Origin of the sequence: Streptomyces sp. NPDC051214 (assembly GCF_040682375.1) — a bacterium.
Classification (GTDB): Bacteria; Actinomycetota; Actinomycetes; order Streptomycetales; family Streptomycetaceae; genus Streptomyces.
In genome coordinates this window covers 1-26,502 of sequence record NZ_JBFBAT010000024.1, presented here as the reverse complement: position 1 = coordinate 26,502, position 26,502 = coordinate 1, and the positions used below count along the sequence as shown (strand labels likewise).

General features: G+C 70.4%; 25 protein-coding genes. 16 read left to right on the top strand and 9 right to left on the bottom strand.

Annotated elements, in window-relative coordinates; translation table 11 throughout:
* The first annotated feature begins 85 nt into the window (after positions 1-85).
* Positions 86-856 carry an SDR family oxidoreductase gene (locus AB0M70_RS39880; RefSeq protein WP_365828357.1) on the top strand — a complete coding sequence of 257 codons (771 nt, stop codon included), beginning with the start codon at positions 86-88 and terminating at the stop codon, positions 854-856.
* 260 nt (positions 857-1,116) lie between these two features.
* Positions 1,117-1,497, top strand: coding sequence for an ANTAR domain-containing protein (locus AB0M70_RS39875; RefSeq protein ID WP_365828355.1), 381 nt, complete (start codon positions 1,117-1,119; stop codon positions 1,495-1,497).
* A 67-nt stretch (positions 1,498-1,564) separates the two neighbouring features.
* On the opposite strand, the gene AB0M70_RS39870 is transcribed toward AB0M70_RS39875, so the two are convergent.
* Positions 1,565-2,440, bottom strand: coding sequence for an oxidoreductase (locus AB0M70_RS39870; RefSeq protein WP_365828353.1), 876 nt, complete (start codon positions 2,438-2,440; stop codon positions 1,565-1,567).
* Positions 2,441-2,519: 79 nt separating this feature from the next.
* Between AB0M70_RS39870 and AB0M70_RS39865 the strand changes: the two genes are divergently transcribed.
* The 4 genes from AB0M70_RS39865 to AB0M70_RS39850 all read left to right on the top strand — a co-directional run bounded on the left by AB0M70_RS39865 (position 2,520) and on the right by AB0M70_RS39850 (position 5,894).
* On the top strand, positions 2,520-3,185 hold the full coding sequence (locus AB0M70_RS39865; protein WP_365828351.1) for a DNA-binding response regulator: 666 nt from the start codon (positions 2,520-2,522) through the stop codon (positions 3,183-3,185).
* Between the two features lie 110 nt (positions 3,186-3,295).
* On the top strand, positions 3,296-3,598 hold the full coding sequence (locus AB0M70_RS39860) for a hypothetical protein (protein WP_365828349.1): 303 nt from the start codon (positions 3,296-3,298) through the stop codon (positions 3,596-3,598).
* Between the two features lie 156 nt (positions 3,599-3,754).
* Complete coding sequence (locus tag AB0M70_RS39855) at positions 3,755-4,945, top strand: FAD-dependent oxidoreductase (protein WP_365828347.1); 1,191 nt, start codon at positions 3,755-3,757, stop codon at positions 4,943-4,945.
* A 10-nt stretch (positions 4,946-4,955) separates the two neighbouring features.
* On the top strand, positions 4,956-5,894 hold the full coding sequence (locus AB0M70_RS39850) for a sigma-70 family RNA polymerase sigma factor (RefSeq protein ID WP_365828345.1): 939 nt from the start codon (positions 4,956-4,958) through the stop codon (positions 5,892-5,894).
* A 30-nt stretch (positions 5,895-5,924) separates the two neighbouring features.
* On the opposite strand, the gene AB0M70_RS39845 is transcribed toward AB0M70_RS39850, so the two are convergent.
* Positions 5,925-7,739 (bottom strand): alpha/beta fold hydrolase, encoded by a 1,815-nt coding sequence (locus tag AB0M70_RS39845; protein WP_365828343.1) that lies wholly within the window; start codon positions 7,737-7,739, stop codon positions 5,925-5,927.
* An 84-nt stretch (positions 7,740-7,823) separates the two neighbouring features.
* Between AB0M70_RS39845 and AB0M70_RS39840 the strand changes: the two genes are divergently transcribed.
* Positions 7,824-8,345: an NUDIX domain-containing protein gene (locus AB0M70_RS39840; protein ID WP_365828341.1), complete on the top strand. Its 522-nt coding sequence runs from the start codon at positions 7,824-7,826 to the stop codon at positions 8,343-8,345.
* On the opposite strand, the gene AB0M70_RS39835 is transcribed toward AB0M70_RS39840, so the two are convergent.
* The gene (locus AB0M70_RS39835) at positions 8,330-9,385 is read right to left on the bottom strand and encodes an AsnC family transcriptional regulator (protein WP_365828339.1); all 1,056 of its coding nucleotides are present in this window, start codon (positions 9,383-9,385) and stop codon (positions 8,330-8,332) included. The two genes, AB0M70_RS39840 and AB0M70_RS39835, sit on opposite strands and share 16 nt — an antisense overlap.
* A 92-nt stretch (positions 9,386-9,477) precedes the next feature.
* Here AB0M70_RS39835 and AB0M70_RS39830 point away from each other — a divergent pair, with 92 nt between their 5' ends.
* The 5 genes from AB0M70_RS39830 to AB0M70_RS39810 all read left to right on the top strand — a co-directional run bounded on the left by AB0M70_RS39830 (position 9,478) and on the right by AB0M70_RS39810 (position 15,055).
* Complete coding sequence (locus tag AB0M70_RS39830; RefSeq protein ID WP_365828337.1) at positions 9,478-10,770, top strand: amidohydrolase family protein; 1,293 nt, start codon at positions 9,478-9,480, stop codon at positions 10,768-10,770.
* Positions 10,767-12,386: an AbgT family transporter gene (locus AB0M70_RS39825; protein ID WP_365828335.1), complete on the top strand. Its 1,620-nt coding sequence runs from the start codon at positions 10,767-10,769 to the stop codon at positions 12,384-12,386. The genes AB0M70_RS39830 and AB0M70_RS39825 overlap by 4 nt, the downstream gene beginning before the upstream one ends.
* Before the next feature lie 235 nt (positions 12,387-12,621).
* Positions 12,622-13,467: an LLM class flavin-dependent oxidoreductase gene (locus AB0M70_RS39820; protein WP_365828333.1), complete on the top strand. Its 846-nt coding sequence runs from the start codon at positions 12,622-12,624 to the stop codon at positions 13,465-13,467.
* A gap of 29 nt (positions 13,468-13,496) precedes the next feature.
* Positions 13,497-14,129, top strand: a complete 633-nt coding sequence (locus AB0M70_RS39815; protein ID WP_365828331.1) for a DUF6461 domain-containing protein — start codon at positions 13,497-13,499, stop codon at positions 14,127-14,129.
* A gap of 59 nt (positions 14,130-14,188) precedes the next feature.
* The gene (locus tag AB0M70_RS39810; protein ID WP_365828329.1) at positions 14,189-15,055 is read left to right on the top strand and encodes an LLM class flavin-dependent oxidoreductase; all 867 of its coding nucleotides are present in this window, start codon (positions 14,189-14,191) and stop codon (positions 15,053-15,055) included.
* 26 nt (positions 15,056-15,081) lie between these two features.
* Here AB0M70_RS39810 and AB0M70_RS39805 read toward each other — a convergent pair whose 3' ends face one another.
* The 3 genes from AB0M70_RS39805 to AB0M70_RS39795 all read right to left on the bottom strand — a co-directional run bounded on the left by AB0M70_RS39805 (position 15,082) and on the right by AB0M70_RS39795 (position 17,703).
* A complete protein-coding gene (locus AB0M70_RS39805) occupies positions 15,082-15,687 on the bottom strand; it encodes a maleylpyruvate isomerase family mycothiol-dependent enzyme (protein ID WP_365828505.1) in 606 nt (201 codons plus the stop codon).
* 10 nt (positions 15,688-15,697) lie between these two features.
* A complete protein-coding gene (locus AB0M70_RS39800; protein ID WP_365828327.1) occupies positions 15,698-16,504 on the bottom strand; it encodes an N-acyl homoserine lactonase family protein in 807 nt (268 codons plus the stop codon).
* An 86-nt stretch (positions 16,505-16,590) separates the two neighbouring features.
* A complete protein-coding gene (locus AB0M70_RS39795; protein WP_365828325.1) occupies positions 16,591-17,703 on the bottom strand; it encodes a pentapeptide repeat-containing protein in 1,113 nt (370 codons plus the stop codon).
* 243 nt (positions 17,704-17,946) lie between these two features.
* On the opposite strand from AB0M70_RS39795, the gene AB0M70_RS39790 reads away from it, so the two are divergent.
* Positions 17,947-18,900 carry a TIGR01777 family oxidoreductase gene (locus AB0M70_RS39790; protein ID WP_365828323.1) on the top strand — a complete coding sequence of 318 codons (954 nt, stop codon included), beginning with the start codon at positions 17,947-17,949 and terminating at the stop codon, positions 18,898-18,900.
* 1 nt (position 18,901) lies between these two features.
* Here the strand turns inward: AB0M70_RS39790 and AB0M70_RS39785 are convergent, their stop codons facing one another.
* A complete protein-coding gene (locus tag AB0M70_RS39785; RefSeq protein ID WP_365828321.1) occupies positions 18,902-19,564 on the bottom strand; it encodes a BlaI/MecI/CopY family transcriptional regulator in 663 nt (220 codons plus the stop codon).
* A 313-nt stretch (positions 19,565-19,877) separates the two neighbouring features.
* The gene (locus AB0M70_RS39780) at positions 19,878-21,062 is read right to left on the bottom strand and encodes a MalY/PatB family protein (RefSeq protein ID WP_365828319.1); all 1,185 of its coding nucleotides are present in this window, start codon (positions 21,060-21,062) and stop codon (positions 19,878-19,880) included.
* Between the two features lie 274 nt (positions 21,063-21,336).
* On the opposite strand from AB0M70_RS39780, the gene AB0M70_RS39775 reads away from it, so the two are divergent.
* A complete protein-coding gene (locus AB0M70_RS39775; protein WP_365828503.1) occupies positions 21,337-21,885 on the top strand; it encodes an MSMEG_1061 family FMN-dependent PPOX-type flavoprotein in 549 nt (182 codons plus the stop codon).
* 19 nt (positions 21,886-21,904) lie between these two features.
* On the opposite strand, the gene AB0M70_RS39770 is transcribed toward AB0M70_RS39775, so the two are convergent.
* Positions 21,905-22,432, bottom strand: a complete 528-nt coding sequence (locus AB0M70_RS39770) for a peptidase inhibitor family I36 protein (protein WP_365828317.1) — start codon at positions 22,430-22,432, stop codon at positions 21,905-21,907.
* A gap of 160 nt (positions 22,433-22,592) precedes the next feature.
* Here AB0M70_RS39770 and manD point away from each other — a divergent pair, with 160 nt between their 5' ends.
* Both manD and AB0M70_RS39760 read left to right on the top strand, forming a co-directional pair.
* Positions 22,593-23,807 (top strand): D-mannonate dehydratase ManD, encoded by a 1,215-nt coding sequence (manD, locus tag AB0M70_RS39765; RefSeq protein ID WP_365828315.1) that lies wholly within the window; start codon positions 22,593-22,595, stop codon positions 23,805-23,807.
* A gap of 171 nt (positions 23,808-23,978) precedes the next feature.
* Positions 23,979-26,411 (top strand): beta-L-arabinofuranosidase domain-containing protein, encoded by a 2,433-nt coding sequence (locus AB0M70_RS39760; protein ID WP_365828313.1) that lies wholly within the window; start codon positions 23,979-23,981, stop codon positions 26,409-26,411.
* Positions 26,412-26,502: the final 91 nt, after the last annotated feature.

Genomic DNA, 26,502 nt, shown 5'->3' with positions numbered 1-26,502 from the left:
GCGCCCGCCGCGCATCCTGGGTGCGCTGCACCCAGGAGAACGCCGCCTCTCCCACCGGCGCCCCGGCCGGGCCAGCCTCGACGACATGAGCACACAACAACCCGAGAACACCGCGCCCGCCGACCGCAAGGTCATCCTCGTCACCGGCGCGAGCAGCGGCATCGGCGCGGCCATCGCCGCACGACTGGTGACCGAGGGACACCTGGTGGTGGCCGGTGCGCGCCGCACCGACCGCCTGCGAGAACTGGCCACGAGCACGACCGAAGAGGCAGCCCGGTCCGGCGGCGCCCTGGAGCCGGTGCGGCTGGACGTGACGGACCGCGCGGACGTCGCGGCCTTCGTCCAGGGCGCCCGCGACCGCCACGGCCGCGTCGACGTCCTCATCAACAACGCCGGCGTCATGCCCCTGTCGCGCCTTGACTCCCTGCTCGTCGACGAATGGGACCGGATGATCGACGTGAACGTCCGCGGCCTGCTGCACGGGATCGCCGCGGCGCTGCCCGTGTTCACCGCCCAAGGGTCGGGGCACCTCGTCACGGTCGCGAGCATCGGCGCCCACGAGGTCGTCCCCACCGCTGCCGTCTACTGCGGCACCAAGTACGCGGCCTGGGCGATCACCGAGGGCCTGCGCCAGGAGGTGGACCCCTCGATCCGGGTCACGACCATCTCGCCCGGCGTGGTCGACTCCGAGCTGGCCCACACCATCACCGAGGCGGGCGCCGCCGAGGCCATGCGCAGCTACCGGGCGCACGCGATGGGCCCCGACGCCATCGCGGCCGCCGTCTCCTACGCTCTGGCACAACCGGCCGACATCGACGTCAACGAGATCGTCGTACGGCCCGCACGCCAGCGCTGAGCCAGGTCGTGCCGGCCACCCCTGGGGTGAGGCCGAGCAGTCTCCCCGTTTGAGATCAATGCAGGTGGCTACTCGATCTCTGCGTAAGTACAGCGCTGTGCGACGTAGGCGCCGGTTGGTTGGGACAGACAGCCACCGGCGCTGCCGCATGCACAGAACCGCAAACTGTGGCCATAGATGTGGAGAATCTGCGATGCTCGGCTCATCAGCGGTTCTGCCGGCCCGACAGAGGCAGCCCGAGTAGACGAGAGGCAGAGCCAGTGGCTTCCTCACCGGACTCTCTCAACACATCGGCCCTGCAGTCTCGTTGCGACACCGAGCCCCAGGCCCCCAACGGCAACGACGAATGCGCGGAAGAGGTCGCCGAGATCAAGGCGCTGCGCACGGAGGTCAACGAACTGCATCGCGCCATGGAGTCCCACCCGTCCATAGATCAGGCGCGGGGAATGCTGATGACGCTGGGGCCGTGTACCGCGGACGAGGCCTGGGAGATCCTGGTCGAGGTGTCGCAGCACTCCAACACGAAACTGCGCGCGGTGGCGGAGGAGCTGATCGCGACGACTGAGGGCGAACCGCTGCCGAGCCCGGTGCGCACGGCGCTCGGCGAGGCACTGAGGAAGCGCCAGCCGGCCACGGGGTGAGCGAGGGCGTGTGCGAGTCCCGCCCGCCCTCCTCCACCCCTCCGCTCGCGCCCCGTGGCCGGGCCCCTCAGCCCCTCAGCTCGGCGAGGTCGGCCGCATCGAGGTGCAGGCCTGCCGCCGCGATGTTCTCGGTGAGGTGGGCGGGGGAGCCGGTGCCGGGGATGGCCAGCATGTTCGGTGAGCTCGCGAGCAACCAGGCGAGGGCGATCTGCGCGGTCGTCGCGTCGTGCCGCTTCGCGACGTCCGCGAGGCGGGCGTGCTCGATCGGGTCGAAGCCGCCGCCGAGCGGGAAGAACGGCACGTAGGCGATGCCGTGTTCCTCGCAGCGGGCCAGTACGGCCACATCATCGGCACGATGCACGTGGTACTGGTTCTGCACCGCGACGACGGGAGCGATGCCCCGCGCCTCGTCGAGTTGCGTCACATCGACATTGCTGACCCCCAGGTGACGGATCAGCCCCTCGTCGCGCAGCTGTGCCAGCGCCGCGAACCGCTCGGCGACGCTCTCGCCACCGGGCTCACTCATGCCGCCGACCCGCAGGTAGACGAGGTCGAAACGGTCGAGGCCGAGGGCGCGCAGGTCCTCCGTCACCAGCTCCCGCAGCTGCTCGGGGCCGGCCTGGCCGGTGGGCATGCCGTCCGGGCCGCGCAGCGGGCCCACCTTGGTGGCGATCAGCAGGTCGGCGGGATAGGGCGCGAGCGCCTTGCGGATCAGGTCGTTGGCGCTCACGTCATCGCGAGCGTAGAAGCCGGCCGTGTCGATGTGGTCGACTCCCGCGTCGACCGCCTGCCGCAGCACCTCGACTCCGGTCCGGGGATCGCGTGCCGGCCCGGTGAACGTGCCCGCCGCCAGCCGCATCGCGCCGAAGCCGAGCCGGTTGACGCGAAGGTCGCGGCCGAGGGTGAACTGGCCGCTCGCAGCGGCCGTGATCTGTGTGGTCATGTCCCCAGCCTCGACCCGTCAGGGCCGTCGACGGACCGGATGGCAACCTGTTGCCACGATCGTGAGGAAGACTGGCAGGGTGACCGACCAAACGACGCTGACAGTGCACGGCGAGGAGGAGCTGGTCGCGCGGACCGCCCAGCTGTTCGGCGAGGCGACGCGGGAGTTCTTCTGCGCGGCCAACGACCTGCACACCTGGTCGCGGCCCGAGGCCAGAGCGGCGATCGCACGCCGTCTCGGTCCGCGGACCGCTGACGGCATGGTCGTGCGCAAGCTCTACACCCCCGCCGTACTGGCCGACGAGGAACAGCGGCTGCACCTGTTCGCCGTCGCGGCCGCCGGTGGGCAGGTACGGATCCGCGCCGCGACGCTGCCGCACGAGACGATCATCCTCGACCGCAGGGTGATGATCCTGGCCGGGCGCAGTGGTGCGCGCGGCCGGGAGTTCACCATCACCTCCGCGCCGGCTCTCGTCGGGGGCGTACACGCGTTGATGCGTGCCACGTGGGACGCCGGGACCCCTCTCGCGGACTATCTGCGGCGCGAGACCGAGGGCCTGGACGCCGACTCGCTCGCCGTGCTGGCAGCGCTCGCGGACGGACTCACCGACGCCGTGGGCGCGCGCCGTGTCGGCATGTCCGTACGGACCTATCGCAGACGGGTCGCCGAGTTGATGACCGCGCTGGAGGCCGACTCGCGCTTCCAGGCGGGCGTGAACGCGAGCCGCCGCGGCCTCACCAGCTGACCGGCCCCCGCCGGGGCGGCCTGTCCCGTACCGCTGCCCTGAGGACAACGGCCATCGGCTACTGTCCCCGAACGGGGATCACGGGGGGTGATCACGGGGGTGAGGAAGTCATGATCGGACGGTGGTACACCGCGTTCGGCATCAATGTGCTGCTCGGCGGCCCAGCCCTCGTCCCGCTGTTCCTGCTCTACTACATCGGCGCGACCTGGGTGCACCCCGCACCGGAGGAGAACGACGGCTTCGGCATCGTCCTGATCGCCTTCGGACTCCCCGTCGCCGCCTGCGGCTTCCTCTGGTGGGCCGTCAACCGCCCCTTCGCCCGCAGGACTCAGCTCTCGCCCGCCCAGTACTGGACGCTCAGCCTCCTCGGCACGCTCATCCCCGCCCTCACGCTCCTCTGCGTCGACCCCTGAGCGCGAGACACCGGTCAGATCACGCGCCGGACGCCCGTCGATCACAGGCATCGAATCCCACCTCCGACAGGTGACCCGCGTCACACCCGGCTCCTGTCAGCAATCGTGGCGCCATCTCGTTCAAGGGGCACGCGCGAACGAGACAGGAGCAACGCCATGAAGCACCGCATCGTCGTCCTCGGCGCCGGATACGCCGGCGCCTTCGCCGCCGGGAACCTGGCCCGCCGGCTGTCACCCGCCGACATCGAGATCACCGTCGTCAACGCCCTGCCCGACTTCGTCGAACGGATGCGGCTGCACCAGCTCGCGTCCGGTCAGGACCTCGCGGTACGCAAGCTCGCCGACATCTTCGCGGGCACCGGGGTGCGGCTGCGCCTCGCGCGTGTGACCGGCGTCGACCCCGAGCACAGGACCGTCGCCGTCAGTGGCGAGGACGGTGACGGGGAGGTCGCGTACGACACCCTCCTGTACGCGCTCGGCAGCAGTGTCGCCCACCACGGTGTCCCCGGTGTGGCCGAGCACGCCTTCGACGTCACCGGCCGGGCCTCGGCGCTGCGCCTGCGCGAGCGCCTGGCGGGCCTGAGCGAAGGCGGCACCGTCCTTGTCGTCGGCGAGGGGCTGACCGGCATCGAGACCGCCACCGAGTTCGCCGAGTCGCGGCCCGACCTCGACATCGCCCTCGCGGCCCGGGGCGAGCTGGGCGACTGGCTTACCCCGAAGGCCCGCCGCCACCTGCGTCAGGCCTTCGATCGGCTCGGCATCACCGTCCACGAGCACACCGACATCGAAGCCGTCGATCCGACGCGGGCGGTCGCCGCCGACGGCACGGTCATCCCGGCCCAAGTGACGGTGTGGGCCGCCGGGTTCGCCGTACACCCCATCGCGGCCGCAAGCGGCCTGGAGGTCGCCGGCACGGGCCAGATCGCCGTCGACCGCACCATGCGCTCGGTCTCGCACCCGGACGTCTACGCCGCCGGTGACTGCGCCTACGCGATCGGCGACAACGGCCGGCCGCTGCCGATGTCCTGCGCCTCGGCCGGTTTCACCAACATGCAGGCGACCGCCGCGATCATCGCGCGCCTGACGGGCAGCGACGTTCCGACCGTCGGCCTGAAGTACTACGGCAACCACATCAGCCTGGGGCGGCGGGACGCGATCTTCCAGATGGTGGACGGGGAGGCCGGCTCGAAGTCCTGGTACCTGGGCGGCAAGTCCGCCGCACGCCTCAAGTCGGGCGTGCTCAAGGGCGCCGGGTGGGGCATCGTCCACCCGACCTTCGGCATGCCGAAGCGCCGGCGCCGTCTGGTCACCGTGCCCGACCAGGTGGGCGTGAGGGTCACCGCATAGGTTGTTCCGCATGGACAGCGCAGCCATCGACCGATTCGAGGCCAGCCGGGGGCGGCTGGCCTCGCTGGCGTACCGTCTGCTCGGTTCGGCCGCCGACGCGGAGGACGCCGTACAGGACACGTTCCTGCGCTGGCAGGCGGCGGACCGTGACCGGGTGGGGGTGCCGGAGGCGTGGCTGACCAAGGTCGTCACCAACCTCTGCCTGGACCGGCTGCGCTCGGCGCAGGCGCGCCACGAGCGGGCGGCCGGTGCCTGGATGCCCGAACCGCTCCTGGAGGGCGACCCCATGCTCGGCCCGGCGGACACCTTCGAGCAGCGCGAATCGGTGTCGTTGGCCGTACTGACCCTCATGGAGCGCCTTTCTCCGGTCGAGCGGGCGGCCTACGTCCTGCGTGAGGCCTTCTCGTACGCCCACGCCGAGATCGCCGGGATCCTCGACATCACCGAGTCCGCGAGCCAGCAGCATGTCCACCGGGCCCGGCGCCGGGTCACCGCCGAGCGCCGCGGCAGCGACGCGGTGGACCCCGCGTCCGCGCGCCGGATCGTCGAGGAGTTCCTTGTCGCCGCGGCGTCTGGGCGCACCGAAAGGCTGGTGGAGATGCTCACCGCCGACGTGACCGTCGTCTCGGACGGCGCCGGTCTGGCCAGGCGGCTGCTGCGGTACAAGACGCGCGAGCGCGTCGCCTCCTACGTGGGGGCCGGCTTCAAGCCCACGCCCGCGAAGCGGCGGCTGGCGGGCGGTTCCCCCGCCCTGCATGTCGCGATGGTCAACGGCTCCCCGGCCGTCGTGGCGGTGATCGAGGGCCGGGTCGTGGGCGCCGTGTCGTGCGAGGTCAGCGACGGCAAGGTCGCCTCCCTGCACGGCATCGCCGCCGCGGCCCGCCTGACACGCCTCAACGAGGCCTGGCAGCAGCACGATCCGGACGCGCCGGTCATCAGCGCGTGGTGACCGGGGCTGCCACCAGAGCCGCCGTCAGGGTCACCGCAGGCCCTGAGAGATGACCCGGGCCACCTCTTCCGGGTGCGTCAGCTGGGGATGGTGACCTGCCCCGGCGAGCACCGTCACGGTGGCCCGGGGGAGAGCGGCCACCAGGGCCTGGCCCTGCGCTGTGAGCGGATCATGGGAGCCGATGACGATATGGACGCGCCCCGGGTAGCGTCGCAGTTCGGCCCGGAGGTTCGCGCGCCAGTGTGGGTGCGAAGTACGGGCCAGCAGCCGGGCGGTGTGGGCCGCGACGGAGCCACGGCGCAGGTCCGCGACAGCGGAGCGCAGCGCGCCTGTTTGGTCCGCGGTGCCGGTCAGTCTCCTGGACAACGCCTGCGCGGTCGTCCGGCTCACATGCCGGCGGGTCAGGGGCGTCCACCTGGTGGTGCGGGGTGCGGGTGTCTGGAGGAAGAACGGGGCTACCAGCGTGAGTTGGTCTACTGCACCGGGGTGGGCGATCGCGGCTTCCACGGCTGCCGCGCCGCCGATGGAATGGCCCACGAGGTGCCGGGCGCCGGTCTTTGTCACCAGTGCGCGCAGCCAGGCCGGCCAGTCCTGCGGGCGTCCCGCGCTCATCCCCAGGCCGGGCAGGTCGACGGCGCGGGCATCGCCGACCGATGCGACGACCGGCGCCCAGGTGTCGGCGTTGACCGGCAGGCCGGGCAGCACCACCGTGGGGGCTCCCGCCTGGCCGAGCTCGAAGGTCCGTATGCCGTCGTGTGCGGTGAACCGCCGGTCGCCTGGCGGGGCTTCGCCGAAGCGGTGGGCTGCCAGGTGGTCGGCCCAGCGGTGGATCGTCGTGAGGGTGTCGGGCATGGTGAGTCCGTGCCGGGCGGCGAAAGCGCGGGCCGGTGCGGTCGGGTAGCGGTCGGCGGACAGGAAGGTCAGGGTTTCCGGATCAGCCTGGGTGAGCCGTCGGGGCAGCCGCTTGAGCAGGGGTACCGGGATACGTGTCCGGGGAGCCGTGACACCGTAGTGCTCCGCGATGAGCGTGAGCAGGTCGGGCAGGGCGGGTGTGTCGTCGGCCAGGGGCCAGTACGCGCCGCGTTGGGTTTCTGCGTCCGTCGGGAGCAGCGTCATGAACCGGGCGAGGTAGTCCGCCGCGACCACGGGCACGAACGTCCGCCCGTTTCCCGGCAGCGCCGGCAGTGAGCCCTGCCAGATGTCTTTCAGGTTGGAGGCAAGGCCCAGGTACTGGTCCGACTCCCCGGAGGCGCTGTCTCCGATCACGCTGGACGGGTTGACGATGCTCCAGGGGACACCCAACCGGTCCGCATCGGCCTGGAAAGCGGCATCCGCCTCGGCCCGGGACGCTTCGTAGGCGCCCAACGCCCGGTACTTCTCCCGCCGTTGCTCCTCGTCCCACAGGACGGGGGGCTGCCCGCCCACGCGGTACCCGGAGACCTGAACCAGGCGACGCAGGTTCGGCAGGCGCGCCGCGAACGCGACGACCGCGCGGACGCTGTCCACGTTGGCGCGGCGGGCCTCGTCCACCGACATCCCGAACCGGTAGGCGCCCGCGCAGTTGTAGATCTCGGTGATGTCGTCGAACGCGCCCTCGCGCGCGGCAATCAGCGACGCCTTGCTGTAATCAACCCTCAGGTCGGCCGGTGCCTGGTCATGCCCGTGCTCCGCCAACCACCCCACCAGTCGTAAGTGAGAGTCCGTACTCCGGCTGCCCGCGCTCACCCTGGCCCCGCTCCGGCCGAGCGCGAGCACCAAGTGGCGCCCGATGAAGCCGCTTGCGCCCAGTACCAGTGCGTGCCGGTCGCCTGAACCCGTGTCGGCTCCGTACCCTGTTCTTCTCATGCTGAGAGAATAGACCGGTCTATATATTTTGCAAGTTGCTCAAGCCAATCCATGGGGGTGATCCGCCCTGCGATCGTGTGGGGCATGAGTGAATGGGTGGAACGCGTCGACGAGCAGGACGAAGTGCTGGCCGTCGTCGACAGGGCCGAGGCGATACGGAACAAGTGGCTGCACCGGGTGGCGACCATCGTGTGCCGTGACCCGGCCGGACGGATCTTCGTGCACCGTCGCCCCGACGACATGTCGCGCTTCCCGGGCCAGTTCAACTGGATGATGGGTGGGGCCGCCGACGCGGGTGAGTCCTACGAAGAGGCCGCCGCGCGGGAACTCGCGGAAGAGCTCGGCGTGCGGGGGCAGCCTCGGTTCGTGCTCAAGTTCCGCTGCGCGGGGGTGATCAGCCCGTACTGGCTCGGCCTGCACGAGGTCGTGGTGAAGGAGCCGGTGCGACCTGACCCCTCGGAGGTCGCGTGGCACGCCTGGGTGACGGAGCGCGAACTCGCTGACCTGGTGCGCCACGAGGACTTCGTCCCCGATGCGCGTGAGGCGTACGACCACTACGGCCGGTACCGGCGCGGCGGGGACGAACGCCCTTATGCGTCCCAGTAGTTGAGCGGCGCCGACCCCACACTGTGTCCTCTGCGGTCAAGGACCCGCCCCACGTGCTTGACCGTGCGCAGCACCACGGCGCGCTCCGTGATCCGCAGATCCAGGTGCGCCAGGCGGCTGTTGAGCAGCGCCTCGGTGGTGTGGACCTCGGACAGCGTCGGCAGCCAGATGTCGAGCACCAGGTTGTGGGCGCCCGCGGTGATGCTGCACATGCGCAGGCCGGGCAGGGTGCGCAGCGCGCTCACCGTCTCGTCGAGATGCTGGGCGGGCACCGACCCGAAGTAGACGACCGAGACCGGGAAACCGGTCAGCGGCCTGGCCAGCGCGCAGCGCAGCGAGAGCCGCCCCGTACCGGTCAGGACGTGGAGCCGGCGCCGGACGGTGGCGGCGGAGGCGCCCACGGCCGCGGCCAGTTCCGTCAGGGGCATCCGGCCGTCGATGCCGAGCGCCAGAGCGATCTGGCGGTCCAAGGGCCGCAGAGACTCGGCGGGCAACGACGGTCGCTCCACCGTCAGGGCGGCGCGCTGCCGGCGGGTGAGACTGCGCAGCCGCCAGGAGGCTCCTTCGAAGGGTGCCGCGGTGATGACGTGGCTGCGGACGGCACGCACGCCGGGCAGTTGCGACACCCGGTCGCCGGTGAGCCGGGCCAGACCGTCGAGGTCGGCGGCACCGACGATCGCGAGCAGATCCCGCCCGCCCGACGTCTGCTTGAGGCTGAGCACCTGCGGGTCACGGGCGAGCCGGCCGATGGTGTCCTCGCTCAGGCGCCCGTCCATGTCGATTTCGATCTGCGCGTAGACGCCCTCGTCGTGGCCGGGCGAGAGGTAACCGTCGACCCAGGCCACGCCCGCGCGCACCATGCGCTCCCAGCGGCGGGCGACGGTCACCGCGTCGACCTCGAGCACCTCGCCCAACCGCACCCAGGGCACCCGGGGCTGGATCTGCAGGCCGTGCACGATGGCCAGGTCGAGTTCGTCCAGGGTGTGCGTCCGCTGCGTGCCCTGGGTGTTGCGCGTGTCCTGCTCGATCTGCGTGTCCATGAGGCGTGCCGAATCCTGCGTAGGAGGCATCGTGGTGAACGATTCCGGCGATTTTACAGAGTCGTGATCCCTGATACCGAGGATCGTCGGCCATGAGCCACGCACCGTTCTCCTCCTTGCGCATCATCCGAGCCCGCCTCGTGGACGGCACCGGCGCGGCGCCCGTCACGGACGCCGTCATCGACATCGACGAGGACGGCACGATCGTCCACGCAGGGCCCGCCGCCACCGCCCCGCAGGCGCCCGCCCGGGCCCGCACCGTGGACGCGGCGGGACGCACGGTCCTGCCGGGCTTCATCGACACCCATGTCCACCTCGCCATCGAATCGCCCCGGCAGATGGTCCGCCGCCACGAGAGCGACCAGACCCTGGAGACCTTCCGCACCGCCGAGCGGCTGCGCATCACCCTGGAGGCGGGCATCACCACCGCCCGCGACCTGGGCGGCCTGCCGGCCGGTTACCGGGACGCGGTGGCCGCGGGCCTGACCGCGGGGCCCCGGCTGCACACGGCGGTCCGCATCCTCAGTCACACCGGCGGCCACGCGGACTTCCACACGGAGTGCGGGTTCGACCCCAGCGCCGGGGTGGGCGAGATCGCCGACACCCCGGACGAGGTACGGGTCGCGGTGCGCCGTCTGCTCCGCTCCGGCGCCGACGTGATCAAGGTGTGTGCGACCGGCGGCATGAGCAGCCCCTACGACCAGCCCGACGACGAGGGCCTGACCGTCGAGGAGATCCGCACGGTCGTCGACGAGGTGGCCCGGCACGGCGGCCGTCCCGTGGCGGCCCACGCCCAGGGCACCGCGGGCATCATGAACGCGATCCGCGGCGGCGTCAGCAGCGTCGAGCACGGCTACGGCCTCACCGCGCAGGCACGCGAACTGGCGGGTGAGAACGGCACGTTCGTGGTGCCGACCCTCTCGACGGTGTTCGACGGCATCGACCGTTCGACCATGCAGCCCTTCCACTACGAGAAGAAGGTCCGCTGGTCCGGCATCACCCGGGAGAACATCGCGGCGGCCATCGCCGACGGCGTGCGGATCGCGATGGGCACCGACGCCGCGATGGTGCCGCACGGCCGCAACCTGCGTGAGCTCTCCCATCTCGTGTCCCTGGGCATGACCCCGCAACGGGCCATCGAGGCGGGCACCCGCAGCGCCGCCGAACTCCTGGGCCTCTCCGCGGAGATCGGCACCCTCGAACCGGGCAAACACGGCGACCTGGTGATGTGTGACGGTGATCCACTCGCGGACATCTCCGTGCTCGCCGACCCCGCCCGCATCGTGCTCGTCGCCCAGCGTGGCGCCGTACGCAAGGACACCCTCGGCCTGGCGCGGACCGTGCCCGCGGCCGACGGCGCGCCATCTCGAGGAGCCGCCGGATGAGCACCTCCGCCACCCCCACGAAGACTCCGGCGGGCGGACCGCCGCAGCGTTCCGTGCTCGACAAGGTCCTGAACGGCATCGAGCGCGCGGGCAACAAGCTGCCGCACCCCGTGCTGCTCTTCCTCGGCCTGTTCCTGATCATCGGCACGGTCTCGACGGTCCTCGCCGCCGCCGACACCACCGTCACGGTGCCCGGGGAGGACAAGACCCTCGCGGTCAAAGGGCTGTTCAGCGGCGAGGGCGTGCGCTGGCTGCTGGAAAACTTCATCCCCAACTTCACCGGGTTCCCCTCGCTGGGCACCGTCCTGCTGATGATGGCCGCGGTCGGCGTGGCCGAGAAGACGGGCCTGCTCGAGACCGCCGTACGCGCCTCCATCGCACGAGCCCCCAGGCGACTGCTGCCCTATCTGGTCGCCTTCGTGTCCTGCCAGGCGCACCTGATGAGCGACGTCGCGATCCTGGTGATCCCGCCCCTTGCCGCGCTCGCCTTCAAGAACGCGGGCCGCAACCCGATCGCGGGCCTCATCGGCGGCTTCGCCTGCGTCTGCGCGGGCTATGCGGCGGGCTTCTCGATCGGCGCGCTCGACGCGCTCTACACCGGCATCACGCAACAGGCCGCCGCGGTCGTGCCGGGCGGCGAGAGCGCCCCCACCCACATCCTCATCAACTACTTCTACACCGCAGCGGCCAGCTGCATCCTCGCCCTGATCGGCGGCTTCCTGATCTCCCGCGTCCTGGAACCCCGGCTGCCGCAGCCGGACCCGGACGCCGATGCGCACAGCGGATCCGACGCGGAAGCGAAGCCCGAGGGGCGCGGGGAGGAGGCCACCGCGCTGCCCGCTGTCACGGTCACCGTGAACGCCAGGCAGCGCACCGGCCTGCTGCGCTCGGGCGTCGCCGTCCTGCTGTACGCGGCCGTCGTGGTCACCTGCTGGCTGCTGCCGGGTTCCCCGCTGCGCGGCGAGGGCGGGGCACTGGTCCCCTCACCGGTCCTCGACGGCATCGTGCCGCTGCTGTTCGTCGCGTTCGTCCTGGCAGGCATCGTCTACGGCCGCACCGTCGGCACACTCAAGCGCGCCGACGACGCGCCCCGCATGATGGCCGAGTCGATCACCGGGATGTCGGGCTACATCGTCCTGATCCTGGTGATATCCCAGGTCATCGGCGTCTTCGACTGGTCCAACGTCGGCACCCTGCTCGCGGTCAACGGCGCCAACCTCCTTCAGTCCGCGGGCCTGACCGGCTTCACGGGCCTGGTCCTGTTCGTCCTCCTGGTCTGCGTCCTGAACCTGTTCGTCACCTCGGGCTCGGCCCTGTGGTCCCTGGTCGCGCCGGTCTTCGTCCCCGCGTTCATGCTCATCGGCATGGAACCCGCCGTCACGCAGGCGGCGTTCAGGATCGGTGACTCGGCGACCCAGATGATCACGCCGCTCAATCCGTATGTCTTCCTGATGCTGACCATCCTGCGCCGCTACGAACCCGGGGCGCAGCTCGGCACGGTCCTGTCGAGGCTCTCGGTGTTCGTGGTCCCGTTCCTGATCGCCTGGCTCGCGGTCCTCGGCCTCTTCTACGGCCTGGGCCTGCCGCTCGGGCCCGGCGCGGCAATCCACCGCTGAGCCCGGCCCGCGAGGGGCGCGTGAAGCGGATTGTGGAGCACCCGGACCTGTCGCGTCCGCGTCTCCTGCGCGTCTCCATAATCCGCTTGGCCCACCGCACCACCGGACCCTAGAGTGAACTCACTTCGACGAGACGTTCCCCAGAAGCACGCCGCAGAGCGGGAGCGTCCCACCTCACTGAGGTGCAGGGGAGGCGGCAGTTTCTTTGTCGACCCTTCCTCCGGAGGCTTCCTTCATGGACGTCGGTATCGGTCTGCCCATCGGCGACCCCGCCACCTTGCTCACCTGGGCCCAGCGCGCCGACGCGGGCCCCTTCAGCACCCTCGGCCTGCTCGACCGGCTCGTCTACGACAACCCCGAGCCCTTGGTCGCCCTGGCTCTGCTCGCCGGCGCCACCTCGCGCATCCGCGTCCAGAGCGAGGTCCTGCTCGCCCCACTGCGCGACACCGCCCTCCTCGCCAAGCAGGCCGCCACCCTGGACCGGATGTCCGGCGGGCGGCTGGTCCTCGGCCTCGGCGTCGGTGGCCGCGAGGACGACCATCAGGTCACCGGCATCGACCTCCACACGCGGGGCCGACGCCTCGACGAGCAGATGGCCGTCATGCGCCGCCTGTGGTCCGGCGAACCGTACGGCGCCGGCATCGGCCCGATCGGCCCCGCGCCCGCCAGGCCGGGCGGCCCCGAGGTGCTCTTCGGCGGCTTCAAGCCCGCCGCGATCGAACGCGTCGCACGCTGGGGCGACGGCTTCCTCGCCGCCGCGCCGCCCGCCTGGGCAGGCGGGCTGTTCGACACCGCCCGCATGTACTGGAAGCAGTACGACCGCGACGGTGAACCGCGCATCGTCGCCCAGATCAACGTCGCGCTCGGCCCGGACGAGGTGATCGAGGACGCCGGCAGGAACATGCACGCGTACTACGCCTTCACCGGCATGCCCGACCGCTTGGTCGCCGGCCTGTGCACCACCCCGCGCGACATCCGCGACGCACTCACCCGCTTCGCCGACCTGGGCGCCGACGAGGTCATGCTGTACTGCTACGGCCTCGACCCCGACCAGGTGGACCGGCTCGCCGAGCTTGTGTGACGGGGCATCAACCGGCGGAAGGACAAGAAGTGGACCATGGGCTGCGCTGGATAGCGAACGGGTACGACGGGAGCTACACCTTCACCCTGTGCCAGGGCATCACGCCGCGGGAACTGCTGGTGCGGATCGGAGCGAAGCCCCACCACATCCACGAGCTGACCGACCTGGCGGTCTCAGAGCTTTCGGTGCGGCCGGAGGACGGTCATCTCAGCGATCTGGAATTCCTCGACTGGGAAGACGACGACCTGGTGACCCGGCTGACCGAGGCCGGGTTCCTGTCGCACCCGGAGACGATTGTGCGGGCCGGGGCCATCCCCGGCTGGGCGTACGCCATCGAGGCTTTCACCTCTCGTTCGCGCAACCACCTGGGAGAACTCTCGCGCGGCACGCGGGCGTACACCGTCTTCAGCTCCGGCGCAGGCATGCAGCGGGTGGGCCATGCTCGCGACGGGCAGGTACTGAGCGACTACGAACCTCAGGAAGCGGCGGGCCCGGGGGCCGCCGAGGCGGAGGAAGAGGTACCCGGATTCGCCTACACCGGTGAGGAGACAGCCGACAGGGCCTTCCTCGGCTTCCTGGAGGACGAACTGGGAATCCACATCGCCTGGGAGGACACCTGCGGGCCGCTGCCCACCGCGGCCTTCGCGGACGCCTTCTCCTGACGCGGCCATGAGACGTACGCGCGGTTGCCGGTCGTGGCGTCCTGGAGCAGGATGCGGGGATGCGATTCTCGGTCAACATCCCGAACTTCGGTGACTTCGCAGACCCCAGGACCGTGGCGAAGTTGGCCGTGGCAGCGGAACAAGCAGGATGGGACGGACTGTTCGTCTGGGATCACGTGCTGCATCGCAAACACGCGGGCAGGCCTTTCGGAGACCCCTGGATGCTGCTGACCGCCGCCGCGCTGGCGACCTCCCGGATCAGGCTGGGCACGCTGGTCACGCCGGTCGCGCGGCGGCGCCCGCAGCAGCTCGCCCGCCAGGTGGCGACCCTGGACGTCCTGAGCGGCGGCCGGGTCACCTTCGGCGCGGGCCTCGGCGGCCCCATCGAGGACGAGTACGCGAGCTTCGGCGACACCACCGACCCCAAGGTGCTGGCCGAGCGCCTCGACGAGGGCCTGGACCTGTTGCGGCGCTACTGGTCGGGCGAGCCGGTGAACCACGACGGACGCCACTACCAGGCGCGCGACGTGACGCTGCTGCCGGCCACAGCGCAGCGCCCCGGGCCGCCGATCTGGGTCGCCGGTTTCTGGCCGAACCGTCCGCCCATGCGCAGGGCTGCCCGCTGGGACGGCGCGGTCCCGCTGTTCACCGACGCCAAGCACGGACATGTGCCGCCGATCAGCCAGGTCCAGGATCTGGTGGCCTATGTGGGAAAGCAGCGCGAGGACCGGTCCGGCACTCCCTTCGACATCGTCCTGGGCGGTGCGTCGCCGGGCGGGGACGCGGCCAAGGCCCGTGACCTGATCGGCCCGTTGGCCGAAGCGGGAGCCACCTGGTGGGACGAGCGGCAGATCCAGACCAGCGACGGACTTGACCGGTTCGAGCCCGTGCTGCGCCGCGTCGAGCAGGGCCCGCCGGTCCTGTAGAGATCCTGCCCGTCGACCGGTGGCCGTCAGGCGCCTGCCCTCAGCGTGGCGGCTCCCGGGCCGTCCAGCTCGGCCAGCGCTTCCTTGCGTCCGGAGATGGCCAGCAGCAGGGAGAGGGCGGTTCCGTGTACCTGTGGGCCCTCGCCGATCGTCAAGTCGGCGTCGGTGGGAGCCAGTTGCAGTGCGGCGACCGCCTCCTTGGCTCCGCCGAAGGACGCCGACGTACGAGCCTGCAGGCGGAGTGATCTGATGACGGCCTCCGGCAGGTAGGTGTGGGTGAGGCCCAAGGGGCGACGAATGTCCTCGCCGTGTACGACCTCCTCGACGAGCCGGGTGTCGAGGGGCGCCGGAGGGGCCGAGGTGCGCGTGGTCACCTGACGCAGGCGCTCCAAGGTCTCCTGTGGTGAGGCGCCGCGCCGGCGCCGCACCCCGCGTGCGTTCTGACGGTCGAAGTCGAAACGCGCACGGATCATGCCGCCCACGAAACCCAAACGCGTGGTGCGAGCCGTGTCGACCAGGTGGGCGACCACGTCGTGCACGGTCCAGCCCTCGCACAGGGAGGGGTGGTCCCACTGCTTGTCGTCGAGGTGCGCGAGATCCTCGACCAGCGCTGCGCGCTCCGTGTGGACCATCGACCAGACATCATCGTTCACGGCTGTTCCTTTGCTCGGTCCCAGTGTCGGTCAAGGGAAGACCCGTGGCGCGGCAGGAACTCATCGGGGTGGGCGTCGGGTGGGCGGCCTGATCCGGCACTGAGGGCTCCCACACGGAGCTGTCGTGCGCGAAGAGCACTCTGCGCGGGTCGAATGCGGTGAGCCGTTCCATCCAGGGCCGGTAGGCAGGCAGGGGTGGCTCGAGGCCGTCCTGGGTCGCCCGGTGAGCCATGTGTTCCGAGGCGAAGTCGGACGCGAAATCGTGTGCTTGGCCGGCCAGGACGACGGTGCCGTCAGCTTGCCGGATCACCAGCGATTGATGCCCCTCGGTATGGCCGGGAGTGGGGATGATCCAGACGCCGGGCCACAGTTCCGCCTCACCGGTGAGTTCCCTGTAGGTGGCGCCGGGGCAGTCGACGAGTGCGTCCATGGTGTAGCCACCGCCACGGGCAGCGGCCAGCTCGGTCGTCTGCACCACGATGGGGGTGCCGTTGAACAGTGGGTTGCCGCCGCAGTGGTCGAAATGCAGATGACAGTTCACCACCACGGAGACGTCGGCGGGGGTGAGGCCCGCGTCCGCGAGCGCGGCCTCGAGCGGTCTGCGGCGGGGCCGGTAGTGGCTCTCGGTTGCGGGATCGACGGCGCCGATGCCGGTGTCGAAGAGGAGCAGCCCGTGCTCGTGCCGCACCAGATATCCGAGTACGGGCTCAACGCGCGGCCGGTCCGTTCCGGCTTCTGCTGCCGGTCGCACGATGTACCCCAGGTCGAGCCGCCGAACGGCCACTTGCTTCTCCATCGCTCCAGCCTCGCAGCCCCCCGCCCCGTCCTTCGAGGGATCTGCCGACGGCAGAGTCGACGAGGCGACGGCTTCGGGGGGTGCCGTCACGCCATGGACCGCAGGGGTGGGTGCTGCGTGGTGATGCCGGGGGGCTGCAGCAGTGGAGGAGGCTCGGGCCCGGGGTCCTCGGCGAGCATCACGCCTGCGCCGGAGTGGTCGAAATCTGCCGGCCAGCGTGTGAGTTCGCTCGCCATCGCGCCGGTCAGCCGTGCCTGTCGCAGGTCGGCCGTGCTCAGGTCGGAGCCACGTAGGTCGGCCAGCCGCAGGTCGGCCCCGTGGAAGACGGCGTGGCCCGCGTCGGCCTTGCGCAGGTTCGCCTCGCGTAGGTCGGCTCCGGTGAAGTCCGCGTCACGCAGGTCGGTTTCGACCAGGCGTGCGCCTCGTAGGTCGGCGAGTACGCAGCGGGCCCGGCGCAGGATCGCCGTCGTGAGGTCGGCGTGGCGCAGGTTGACCGCGACGAGGGACGCCTGCGTCAGTTTGGCGTGGTACAGGCCTGCCGCCTCCATGCAGGAACGGTCAAAGTTGACCTCATGCAGCCACAGCCCGTCGCAGTCGGCTCGGCGCAAGTCCGTGACGCTGAGGTTGAGCCAGGAATGCTCCCGGGGTTGCAGCAACAACACGCCGAGCCCGGTCAGCGCCACCTGGGCGTCGGCTGCGCGGACCTCCAGCGGCGCCACGTCGTTGATGGGCGCGTCCGACGGCGGAGCTTCCGGTCCGGCGGGTGGCCAGGGCAGGTGCGTGCGCAAGTACGCGGCCTGGATGGAGATGACGGCCTCCCGGTCCCGGGCGGAGTGCTCCGCGATCCGCCACAGCGCGTGGAGCCCACCGATGCGTGTTTGCAGCTTGTCACTGCCGAGCTGATCGACGGCCGTGCTGAACCGGTCGGTGACATGGCCCTCCTGGGTGGCACGCAAGCCGTCCTGACTGACGCGGAGTTGGCGCCAGGTGGCGTACGCACCGAACAGCAGGACCATGCCGCCCACGGCCTGCAGAAGTGTCGTACGGACGTCGTTGACGGCTTTCAGCCGGTCTTGCGGGGCCACGCTCGCCCCGGCCAGGTCGTGGTCGACCACCGCGCCCGGCAGGACGACCAGCAGCGCGCCCAGAGTGGCCAGTGCTGCTGCCGTGGCCAGTGAAACCGCGATCGCACGACGCATGGACGGCCGCTCGCGCCCTGGCCTGCGACCGCGGCCAGGCTCCCCCATCTCCATGGTCATGGGAGCCTATGCGCGTCACGAAAGTCGATCAAGGCGCGTGAGCCGGACCGCGAGCACGGCCTTCTGGCCCGCCGCCCCTGACCACAGCCCGCACATCAGCGCCTGCTGGGCCAGGTCTAGGCTCAGGCTCGCGGAGTATCCGCCGGGCCGGCGGAGTACTCGCCGAGCGAGGGGGGGAAGCCGATGAAGGTCGTGCTGGCCGGAGGGACCGGGCAGGTCGGAGCTGTCCTGGAGCGGGCGATGACCGCCGCGGGGCACGAGGTCGTCGTACTGACCAGGCATCCCAGGCGTGAGCGTCAGGTGGGCTGGGACGGGCGGACACTTGGTTCCTGGACCGCCGAGATCGACGGCAGTGATGTGGTGGTCAACCTGGCGGGCCGCAGTGTGAGCTGTCGCTACACCGAGGCCAACCTGCGGGACATGATGGACTCGCGGGTGCGGTCCGCCGAGGTGGTCGGCGCGGCCATCGCCGCTTCGGCCAAGCCGCCCGCACTCTGGCTGCAGATGAGCACCGCCACCATCTACGCGCACCGCCACGACGCACCGCACGACGAGGCCACCGGTGTCATCGGCGGTACGGAGACCGGCGTCCCGGACTACTGGGAGTACAGCGTCCGGATCGCCAAGAACTGGGAGCGCGCCCAGCAGGACGCCGACACCCCGCACACCCGCAAGGTCGCTCTGCGCGCGGCCATGGTGATGAGCCCCGACCGGGGCGGTGTCTTCGACGTCCTGCTGCGGATGACGAGGCTGGGTCTGGGCGGGCCGGTCGCGGGCGGAGCGCAGTACCTCTCCTGGATCCACGACGAGGACTTCGTGCGCGCGGTGGAGTTCCTGATCGCCCGCGACGACATCACCGGCCCCGTGAACCTGTCCGCGCCCGGCCCACTCCCGCACCGCGCGTTCATGCGCGCGCTACGGGCCGCGGCAGGCGTCCGGGTGGGACTTCCCGCCACCAAGTGGATGGCGGAGATCGGAGCCTTCGTGATCCGCACGGACACGGAACTGCTCCTCAAGAGCCGCCGGGTGATCCCCGGCCGGCTGCTCGAAGAGGGCTTCGTCTTCGAGCACGCCGCCTGGCCGGACGCGGCGACCGACCTTCTGCGGCGCCGTGCGCGGGACCGTGCCGAGAGGTGACTCAGCTCTCGGCGCCCTCCGGCTGGGGTGCGGCTGCCGCGTCCGCCGGGGCGACCGCGGTGTAGAAGACGGAGGAACCCTGCTTGGTGCGCTGGGCACGGCCCTTGGCGACCAGGCCCTCCACCGTGGTGCGCACCACGGTGGTCTTGATGGTGCGGTCCGGGAGCTCCTGGGAGAGCGCGTTGGTGATCTCGGCGGCGGAGCGCGGCTCCTTCTGGCTGCTGAGGTGGTTGCCGATCAGCTCCACAAGCGTGGGCCCGCCCGTCGTTTCGGCGGACTTCTTCGCGGTGGCCTTGGGCGCACTCTTGGCGGCCTTGTCCTTGGCCTTTTCGTTGTTCTTGGCCTTGGCGGCCGCGGGCTTCTTCGTTCGGGCCGCACCGGAATTGTTCGCACTTGCCCGTGGGGCGGGTACAGCCTTCTTGCCGGTTGACGCGCGGCTCGCCGTCGCCTTCGCGGTGGCCGTCGGCGCTCCGGAGGAGCCGAGCGCCTGCTGCATGCTCAGCAACACCGCGTGGTCGTCCTCCAGCGTCTGCAGCTGCGCCTGCAGTGCTGCGAGCTCAGCCCCGACGCGCTCTTGTTCCTTGCGGTTGCTCTCCAGATCCTCGGCCACGCGGGTGGCGTACTGGGCCTGAACTCCGGCTGTTTCCGGCTGAACGTCTGACATGTCAGTGACCTCTTCGTGAGCGCACGCGGTCGTGCGGATGGCGGATCGTGCTCACGACTGAGCACTCCTGATGGGGGGCACATGCAAGGTGCCCCTGAATGTTGGCTGCCCAACTTGCAACTGCAGTAACTCATGTGTTGGGCCATGAAGGCTACGTTCTGGCGTCCGCCGAGGAAACACCTGAAAGGAAAACTGACCCTCGCCCACACATCAACTCGATACCGCGTTCGAAATTGATGGGGTCACGAGCCAAAAGGTATGCACCTATGTGTCGTGCGGGAGTTGGCAAGGGCATCACCTGCGACGCTGGTCCTCAGGGGACCGCTGAACCCATCCGCCGGACCGCCTCGGTGAGCACCTCAGGTGAGGCGGCCACATTGAGACGGACGAAGCCCTGACCCCCGGTTCCAAAGGTGTTGCCGGAATTCAGGGCGACGCGCCCGCGCCGCAGGAATACCTCGGCCGGGTCATCGCCCAGGCCCAACTCCCGGCAGTCCAGCCAAGCCAGGAACGTGCCTTGCGCGGGTGTGTAGCCGATGGAGGGCAGGTGCTCCGCCAGCAGGTCGGCCAGCAGTCGGCGGTTCTCGTCGAGGCCCGAGAGCAGGGCGTCGAGCCAGTCACCTCCGTCGCGCAGAGCTGCCGTGTGGGCGATGATGCCCAAGTGGCTGGGGCCGTGGCTGACCTCTTCGGGCATGCGGGCGAGGTCGTCGGCGGCCTCGGGCCCCGCGATGGCGAGGGCGGCCTTGATACCGGCCAGGTTCCAGGCCTTCGACGCCGACATCAACGACAGCCCGTTCTCCGCTCCGGGCACGCTCAGGAAAGGCACGAACGACGCTCCTGCCGCCACGACCGGAGCATGGATCTCGTCCACCACGACACGTACGCCGTGCTCCCGCGCCAGGCGCGCGATCCGCGTCAACTCGGCGGCGGTGTGCACGGTCCCGGTCGGGTTGTGCGGGCTGCACAGCAGATACACCGGCCGCGCGGCACGTCGTACCGCACGCCGGAACACGTCCTCCAGCACGGCGAAGTCGACGCGCAGGTCCGGGCCGAGCGGCGCCTCGACGACGGGCCGGTCGAGGTTGCCGACGAACTGGTAGAAGGGCGGATAGACGGGGGAGTTGACGATGACGGGGTCACCGGGCGCGGAGACCAGCTTGAGCATCTCGACGACACCGAGCATCACGTCGGGCACGATCGCCGTACGCTCGACCGCGGGCCCGTCCCAGGCCCAGCGCTTGAGGGCGAACCCGGCCAGCGCCTCGGCGTAGGCCGTCCCGGCGGGATAGCCGGTGTCACCGAGCCCTACGGCAGCGGTGATCGCCTCGGCGATCGGCTCCGCCAACGGGACGTCCATCTCGGCCACCCACAGCGGCAGCACGTCGTCGGGGTAGGTCCGCCACTTCATGCTCGTACGCCGCCGCAGCTGCTCCAGTGAGAGTCGGCGCAGTGGGTTCGCGCCGTCCGGCGCGACGGGTTCATGCGACACATTTCCCATACGTAGAAGGTAGGCAGGGCCGAGCGGATTCATGCCTGCTTCGACGCGATCAGGTGTCGGTCCGGGGGAGTCCGGGGGCAGGCATGGCGAGCGCGCCCGTCCATGGCCGGCATCAACGCGACGAGCGGCAGGGCGTGCACCGGTCCCCTTTCAGCAGCGAATTCGCCTTCAAGTAAGGTGCGCCTTACTGGCTGGATCATCGGTCCGTCCGCCTGCCCGCCGACCTTTGAGGAGCCCCGTGCCCGACGCCGCGACACCCGCCACCGTTCCGCCCCTGAGCGGTAGCGCCACGGCGCCGCACACCTGGCAGGAGCTCGGCTCGGAAGACGAGCTGACCGAGCTGCTCGGCGAGCCGCACCCGATCGTCATCGACAAGGTGCATGACGAACTGACCGAGGGTGACCTGGGAATCTTGGCCCGTTCCCCGTTCTGCCTCGTCTCGACGTCGGACGCGGAAGGAAACTGCGACACGTCCCCGCGGGGCGACGCACCGGGTTTTGTGCGCGCACTCGACGCACGCACCGTCGTCCTCCCCGACCGGCCCGGCAACCGTCGTGGCGACAGCTTCCGCAACATCCTGCGCAACCCGCACGTGGGACTGCTGCACCTGGTGCCGGGCAGCGGCGACATCCTGCGCATCAACGGCCGCGCCCGGATCCTGACGGACGCCCCGTTCTTCGACTCGATGACCGTCAAGGGGCAACGGCCCCGGCTGGCGATCGTCGTCGAGACAGACGAGATATACCTGCACTGCTCTCAGTCGCTGCGGCGCGCTGGACTCTGGCAGCCGGAGTCGTGGGAGCGGGATACTCGGCGGTCCTGAAAGCGGCCACCGGCCGCGCTCAGCCGCCCTCGCCGGGCGGCGTGCCGCAGCTCGGGCCGCCAGGACCGTCGAATTGCACCGAGCTCAGAAAGTCGCGGTAGGCGGGGAAGAAGTTGCCCTTGCCGGTCGGGCCGGACGAGGTCACGACCGTACAGCCGGAGTAGTTCGCGTCGGACCACAGGTAGATGGTCGAGGCCGTGCGGTTCCAGTCCGACTTGGCCCGGTCGTCCATGCCCAGCGCCGCGAGGTCGGGGGCGCTGCCCCTGAGGGTGATCATGTCGCCGGTGCCGTCGAGGCCCGAGAACATGCAGTAGGAACCCGCGGGACACCGGTCATAGCCGTCGGCTGCGTGCGCCGTGGAGACCGGCACCCCGGTGGCGGCCGCCGCGGCCGCCGTCACGAGCAGCACGGCGAGCTTGTGCCTCATCGAATGTGCCCTGCGCATACCGAATCCGCCTTCGTCATCAGGGCCCGCGAGTCCGCCGAGTGCGGGCACCGCGACGGCGCGGTGCGCGGGCTGCCGTCCCGGGCGGTCACCCCGGATCACGAGTGCTGACCTTTTCGTGCGCGAGTGGCTCAAGAACGGTTCGATCCGCCCTGAGAACGGTGCGATCGGCCTTGAGCATCCCCAAGGCGCGATGCTATCCACCTCGTCAGGCCCCCCAGGGACGAACACGTCACTTCCACCCCGCCGGAAAGAGCCGCACATGAGAATCGTTGACGCGAAAGTCATCGTCACCAGCCCGGACCGCAACTTCGTCACACTAAAACTGACCACCGACGAGGGCATCACCGGACTCGGAGACGCCACCCTCAACGGCCGTGAACTGGCCGTCGTCAGCTACCTCGACGACCACGTGCTGCCTCTCCTGGCCGGACGCGACGCGCACCGGATCGAGGACACCTGGCAGTACCTGTACCGCGGGGCCTACTGGCGGCGCGGGCCCGTCACCATGGCCGCGATCGCCGCCGTCGACGTCGCCCTGTGGGACATCAAGGCCAAGGCCGCGGGTCTGCCGCTCTACCAGCTTCTGGGTGGCGCGAGCCGCGAGCGTATCCGTACCTACGGGCACGCGAACGGCCGCGACATCCCCGAACTCCTGGACTCCGTAAGGGCCAGGCTCGCCGAGGGATATCCGGCGGTGCGCATCCAGTCGGGCATCCCCGGCCTGAGGGCCGTGTACGGCGTGCACAGCACCGACGGCGGCGGCGACCCCGTCCAGCACCAGCAGGCCCGCCCCCTCGTGGAGGACTGGGACACCGACGCCTACCTGCGCCATACGCCCACCGTCTTCGAGGCGGTCCGTGCGGAGTTCGGCGCCGAGCTTCCGCTGCTGCACGACGCACACCACCGGCTCACCCCCGTTCAGGCGGCCCGGCTCGGCAAGGACCTGGAACCGTATCGGCCGTTCTGGCTGGAGGACTGCACGCCGGCCGAGAATCAGGAGGCACTGCGTCTCGTGCGGCGGCGCACCTCGACACCGCTGGCCATAGGTGAGGTCTTCAACACCGTGTACGACTACCAGACCCTGATCACCGAGCAGTTGATCGACTACGTGCGTTCCGCGGTCACCCACTTCGGAGGAGTCACGCCCCTGCGCAAGCTCTTCGACTTCGCCGCGCAGTACCAGATCAAGACCGCGGTGCACGGCCCCGAGGACATCTCCCCGGTGGGGATGGCGGCAGCCCTGCACCTGGACCTCGCCGTGCACAACTTCGGTATCCAGGAGTACTCCGGCCACACCCGCCTCACCGACGAGGTCTTCCGGCACGCCTACACGTTCACGGACGGCCATTTGCATCCGGGGGAGGCCCCCGGCATCGGTGTGGAACTGGACGAGGAGCTGGCGGCGGCGCATCCCTACGAGGCGGCCTATCTGCCGGTCAACCGACTGCGGGACGGGACCGTGCACGACTGGTGAGCGGGGCGTCTCAGTCTCCCCTCTGGACAATGCCGTCCCACGGTGCTGAGATGCCAACTGCCCCTGTTTCCCACGTTATAGAGATCGCGCACTCCTCAGTTTTCCAACGTTGCAAAGCGCCTTGAGCGGCAGCAGACACCAACGCACACGGACAACGACGGGACGGTACGCATGACGCAGCTCGGCCGACGCCACTTTCTCCTCAGCTCCGGCGCGATCACCCTCGGCGCGGCCGCCGGGATGACCGCCGTCACCGGTCCCACCGCACACGCGGCGGCCCCAGCGCGCGGCGGTCTGTACGGCCCCAACGTCGCACCGCTGGCCCCCACCGCCTCCCAGAAGCTGCCGGTGGGCAGCGTCACCGCGCGCGGCTGGCTGCGCGGACAGCTCGACCTCCTGCTCGGCGGCCTTTTCGGGCGGTACGCGCAGATCTCCCACTTCCTGGCGTTCGACGACTCCGGCTGGGTGCACCCGGACAAGGCGGGGTGGGAGGAAGTGACGTACTGGCTGCGCGGTTACGTCGATCTCGCCGCCCTCACCCGGGACCGCGCGGCCCTGGCGGAGAGCCGCCGCTGGATCGACGCGATCATCGCCACCCAGGAAGCGGACGGATTCTTCGGCCCGAGAAGGCTGCGCACCCAGTTGAACGGCGGCCCGGACTTCTGGCCCTACCTGCCGCTCCTCCAGGCGCTGCGCTCACACGAGGAGTTCACCGGGGACACGCGGATCGAGCCGCTCATGCTGCGCTTCATGCGTTTCATGAACGATCAAGGGCCCGGCGCCTTCGACTCCAGCTGGGTCTCCAAGCGCTGGGGCGACGGCCTCGACGTCGCCTTCTGGCTCTACAACCGGACCCGGGAGAGCTTCCTGCTCGATCTCGCCGACAAAATGCACACCCATGGCGTGGACTGGGCGGGCGGCATCGCCGACTGGCACAACGTCAATGTGGCCCAGGGCTTCCGCGAACCCGCCCAGTACGCGCTGCGCTCCGGCAAGGAGACCCACACCCGGGCGGCCTACCGCAACTACGCGACCGCGATCGGGACGTACGGACAGTTCCCCGGCGGCGGCTTCGCGGGAGACGAGAACGTCCGCCCCGGCTTCGGCGACCCCCGCCAGGGCTTCGAGACCTGCGGGACCGTCGAGTTCATGGCCAGTCACGAACTCCTCACCCGCATCACCGGCGACCCCGTGTGGGCCGACCTGTGCGAGGAGCTGGCCTTCAACATGCTGCCGGCGGCGACCGACCCCGCCGGATCGGGCGTCCACTACGTCACCAGCGCCAACAGCGTCGACCTCGACAACTCCCGCAAGACTCAAGGGCAGTTCCAGAACGGGTTCGCGATGCAGGCCTTCCAGCCAGGCGTCGACCAGTACCGCTGCTGTCCGCACAACTACGGCATGGGCTGGCCCTACTTCACCGAGGAGCTGTGGCTCGCCACCCCGGACCGCGGCCTGGCAGCGGCGATGTACGCACCGTGCACGGTCACGGCGAAGGTCGGCGACGGCACCTCGGTCACGATCACCGAGGACACCGACTACCCCTTCAAGGAGACCATCACCCTCACCCTGAGCCTGGACAAGCCGGTGCGTTTCCCGCTGCGCCTGCGCATACCCGGCTGGTGCGAAGGCCCCCGACTCGCCGTCAACGGCCGCCGCCTGCGAGCGCCTGCGGAGGGGCCCGCCTTCGCCGAGGTGGAGCGCACTTGGCGCCACGGGGACCGCGTAACCCTGCGGCTGCCGCAGAGCACCTCGGTGCGCACCTGGCGAAACGGCGCGGTCAGCGTCGACCACGGCCCCCTGACGTACTCCCTGCGCATCGGCGAATCGTACGAGCGGTACGCGGGCACGGACGATTTTCCGCACCAGGCGGTGCACGCGACCACCCCTTGGAACTACGCGCTCGACCCCGATCCGGCGGACGGCCTCTCCTTCACCGCCGACCCCGGACCGCTCAAGGGCGACCCCTTCACGCACGAGGGCGTACCGGTACGTATCCGTGCCCGCGCCCGGCGCCTGGCGGAGTGGGTCGCGGACGACGAGCACGTGGTGGCGCCGCTCCAGCAAAGCCCGGCCCGTGCCACCAGCACGCAAGAGGACGTGACGCTCATCCCGATGGGCGCTGCACGCCTGCGCGTCACCTCATTCCCCACGGCCGCTCCCGACGGCAGCCCCTGGACGCCTGAGCCACCCTTCCGCCGCATCGAGAACCGGCACAGCGGCAAGGTCCTGGCGGTCGACCACATGTCCCTGGACGACGGCGGGCGCGTGGTCCAGTTCGACAACTCCGGTACCGGCGACCACGCGTGGCAGCTCATCGACCGGGGCGAGGGCCGGTACACGCTAAGCAACGGGTACAGCGGCAAGGTTCTTGGCATCGAGCAAGCCTCAACGGCCAACTCGGCCAGGGCCGTGCAGTTCACCGACAGCGCGGAGGCACATGTGCGCTGGGAGAAGGTGGAGCAGGGGGAGGGCTGGTTCCTGCTCCGCAACCGGCACAGCGGGAAGGTCCTGGGGGTGGACGGCATGTCGACGGCCAACAGTGCCCAGGTCGTGCAGTTCGACGACAACGGCACGGCCGACCATCTGTGGCGGCTGACCTGACACAGCACGCCGTCGGGGGGGGGCCCCCCGGGGGGGGGGCCCCCCCCCCCCGGCAGGGGCGGGGGGGGGGGTGGGTTTCCCCTAGGAGGTT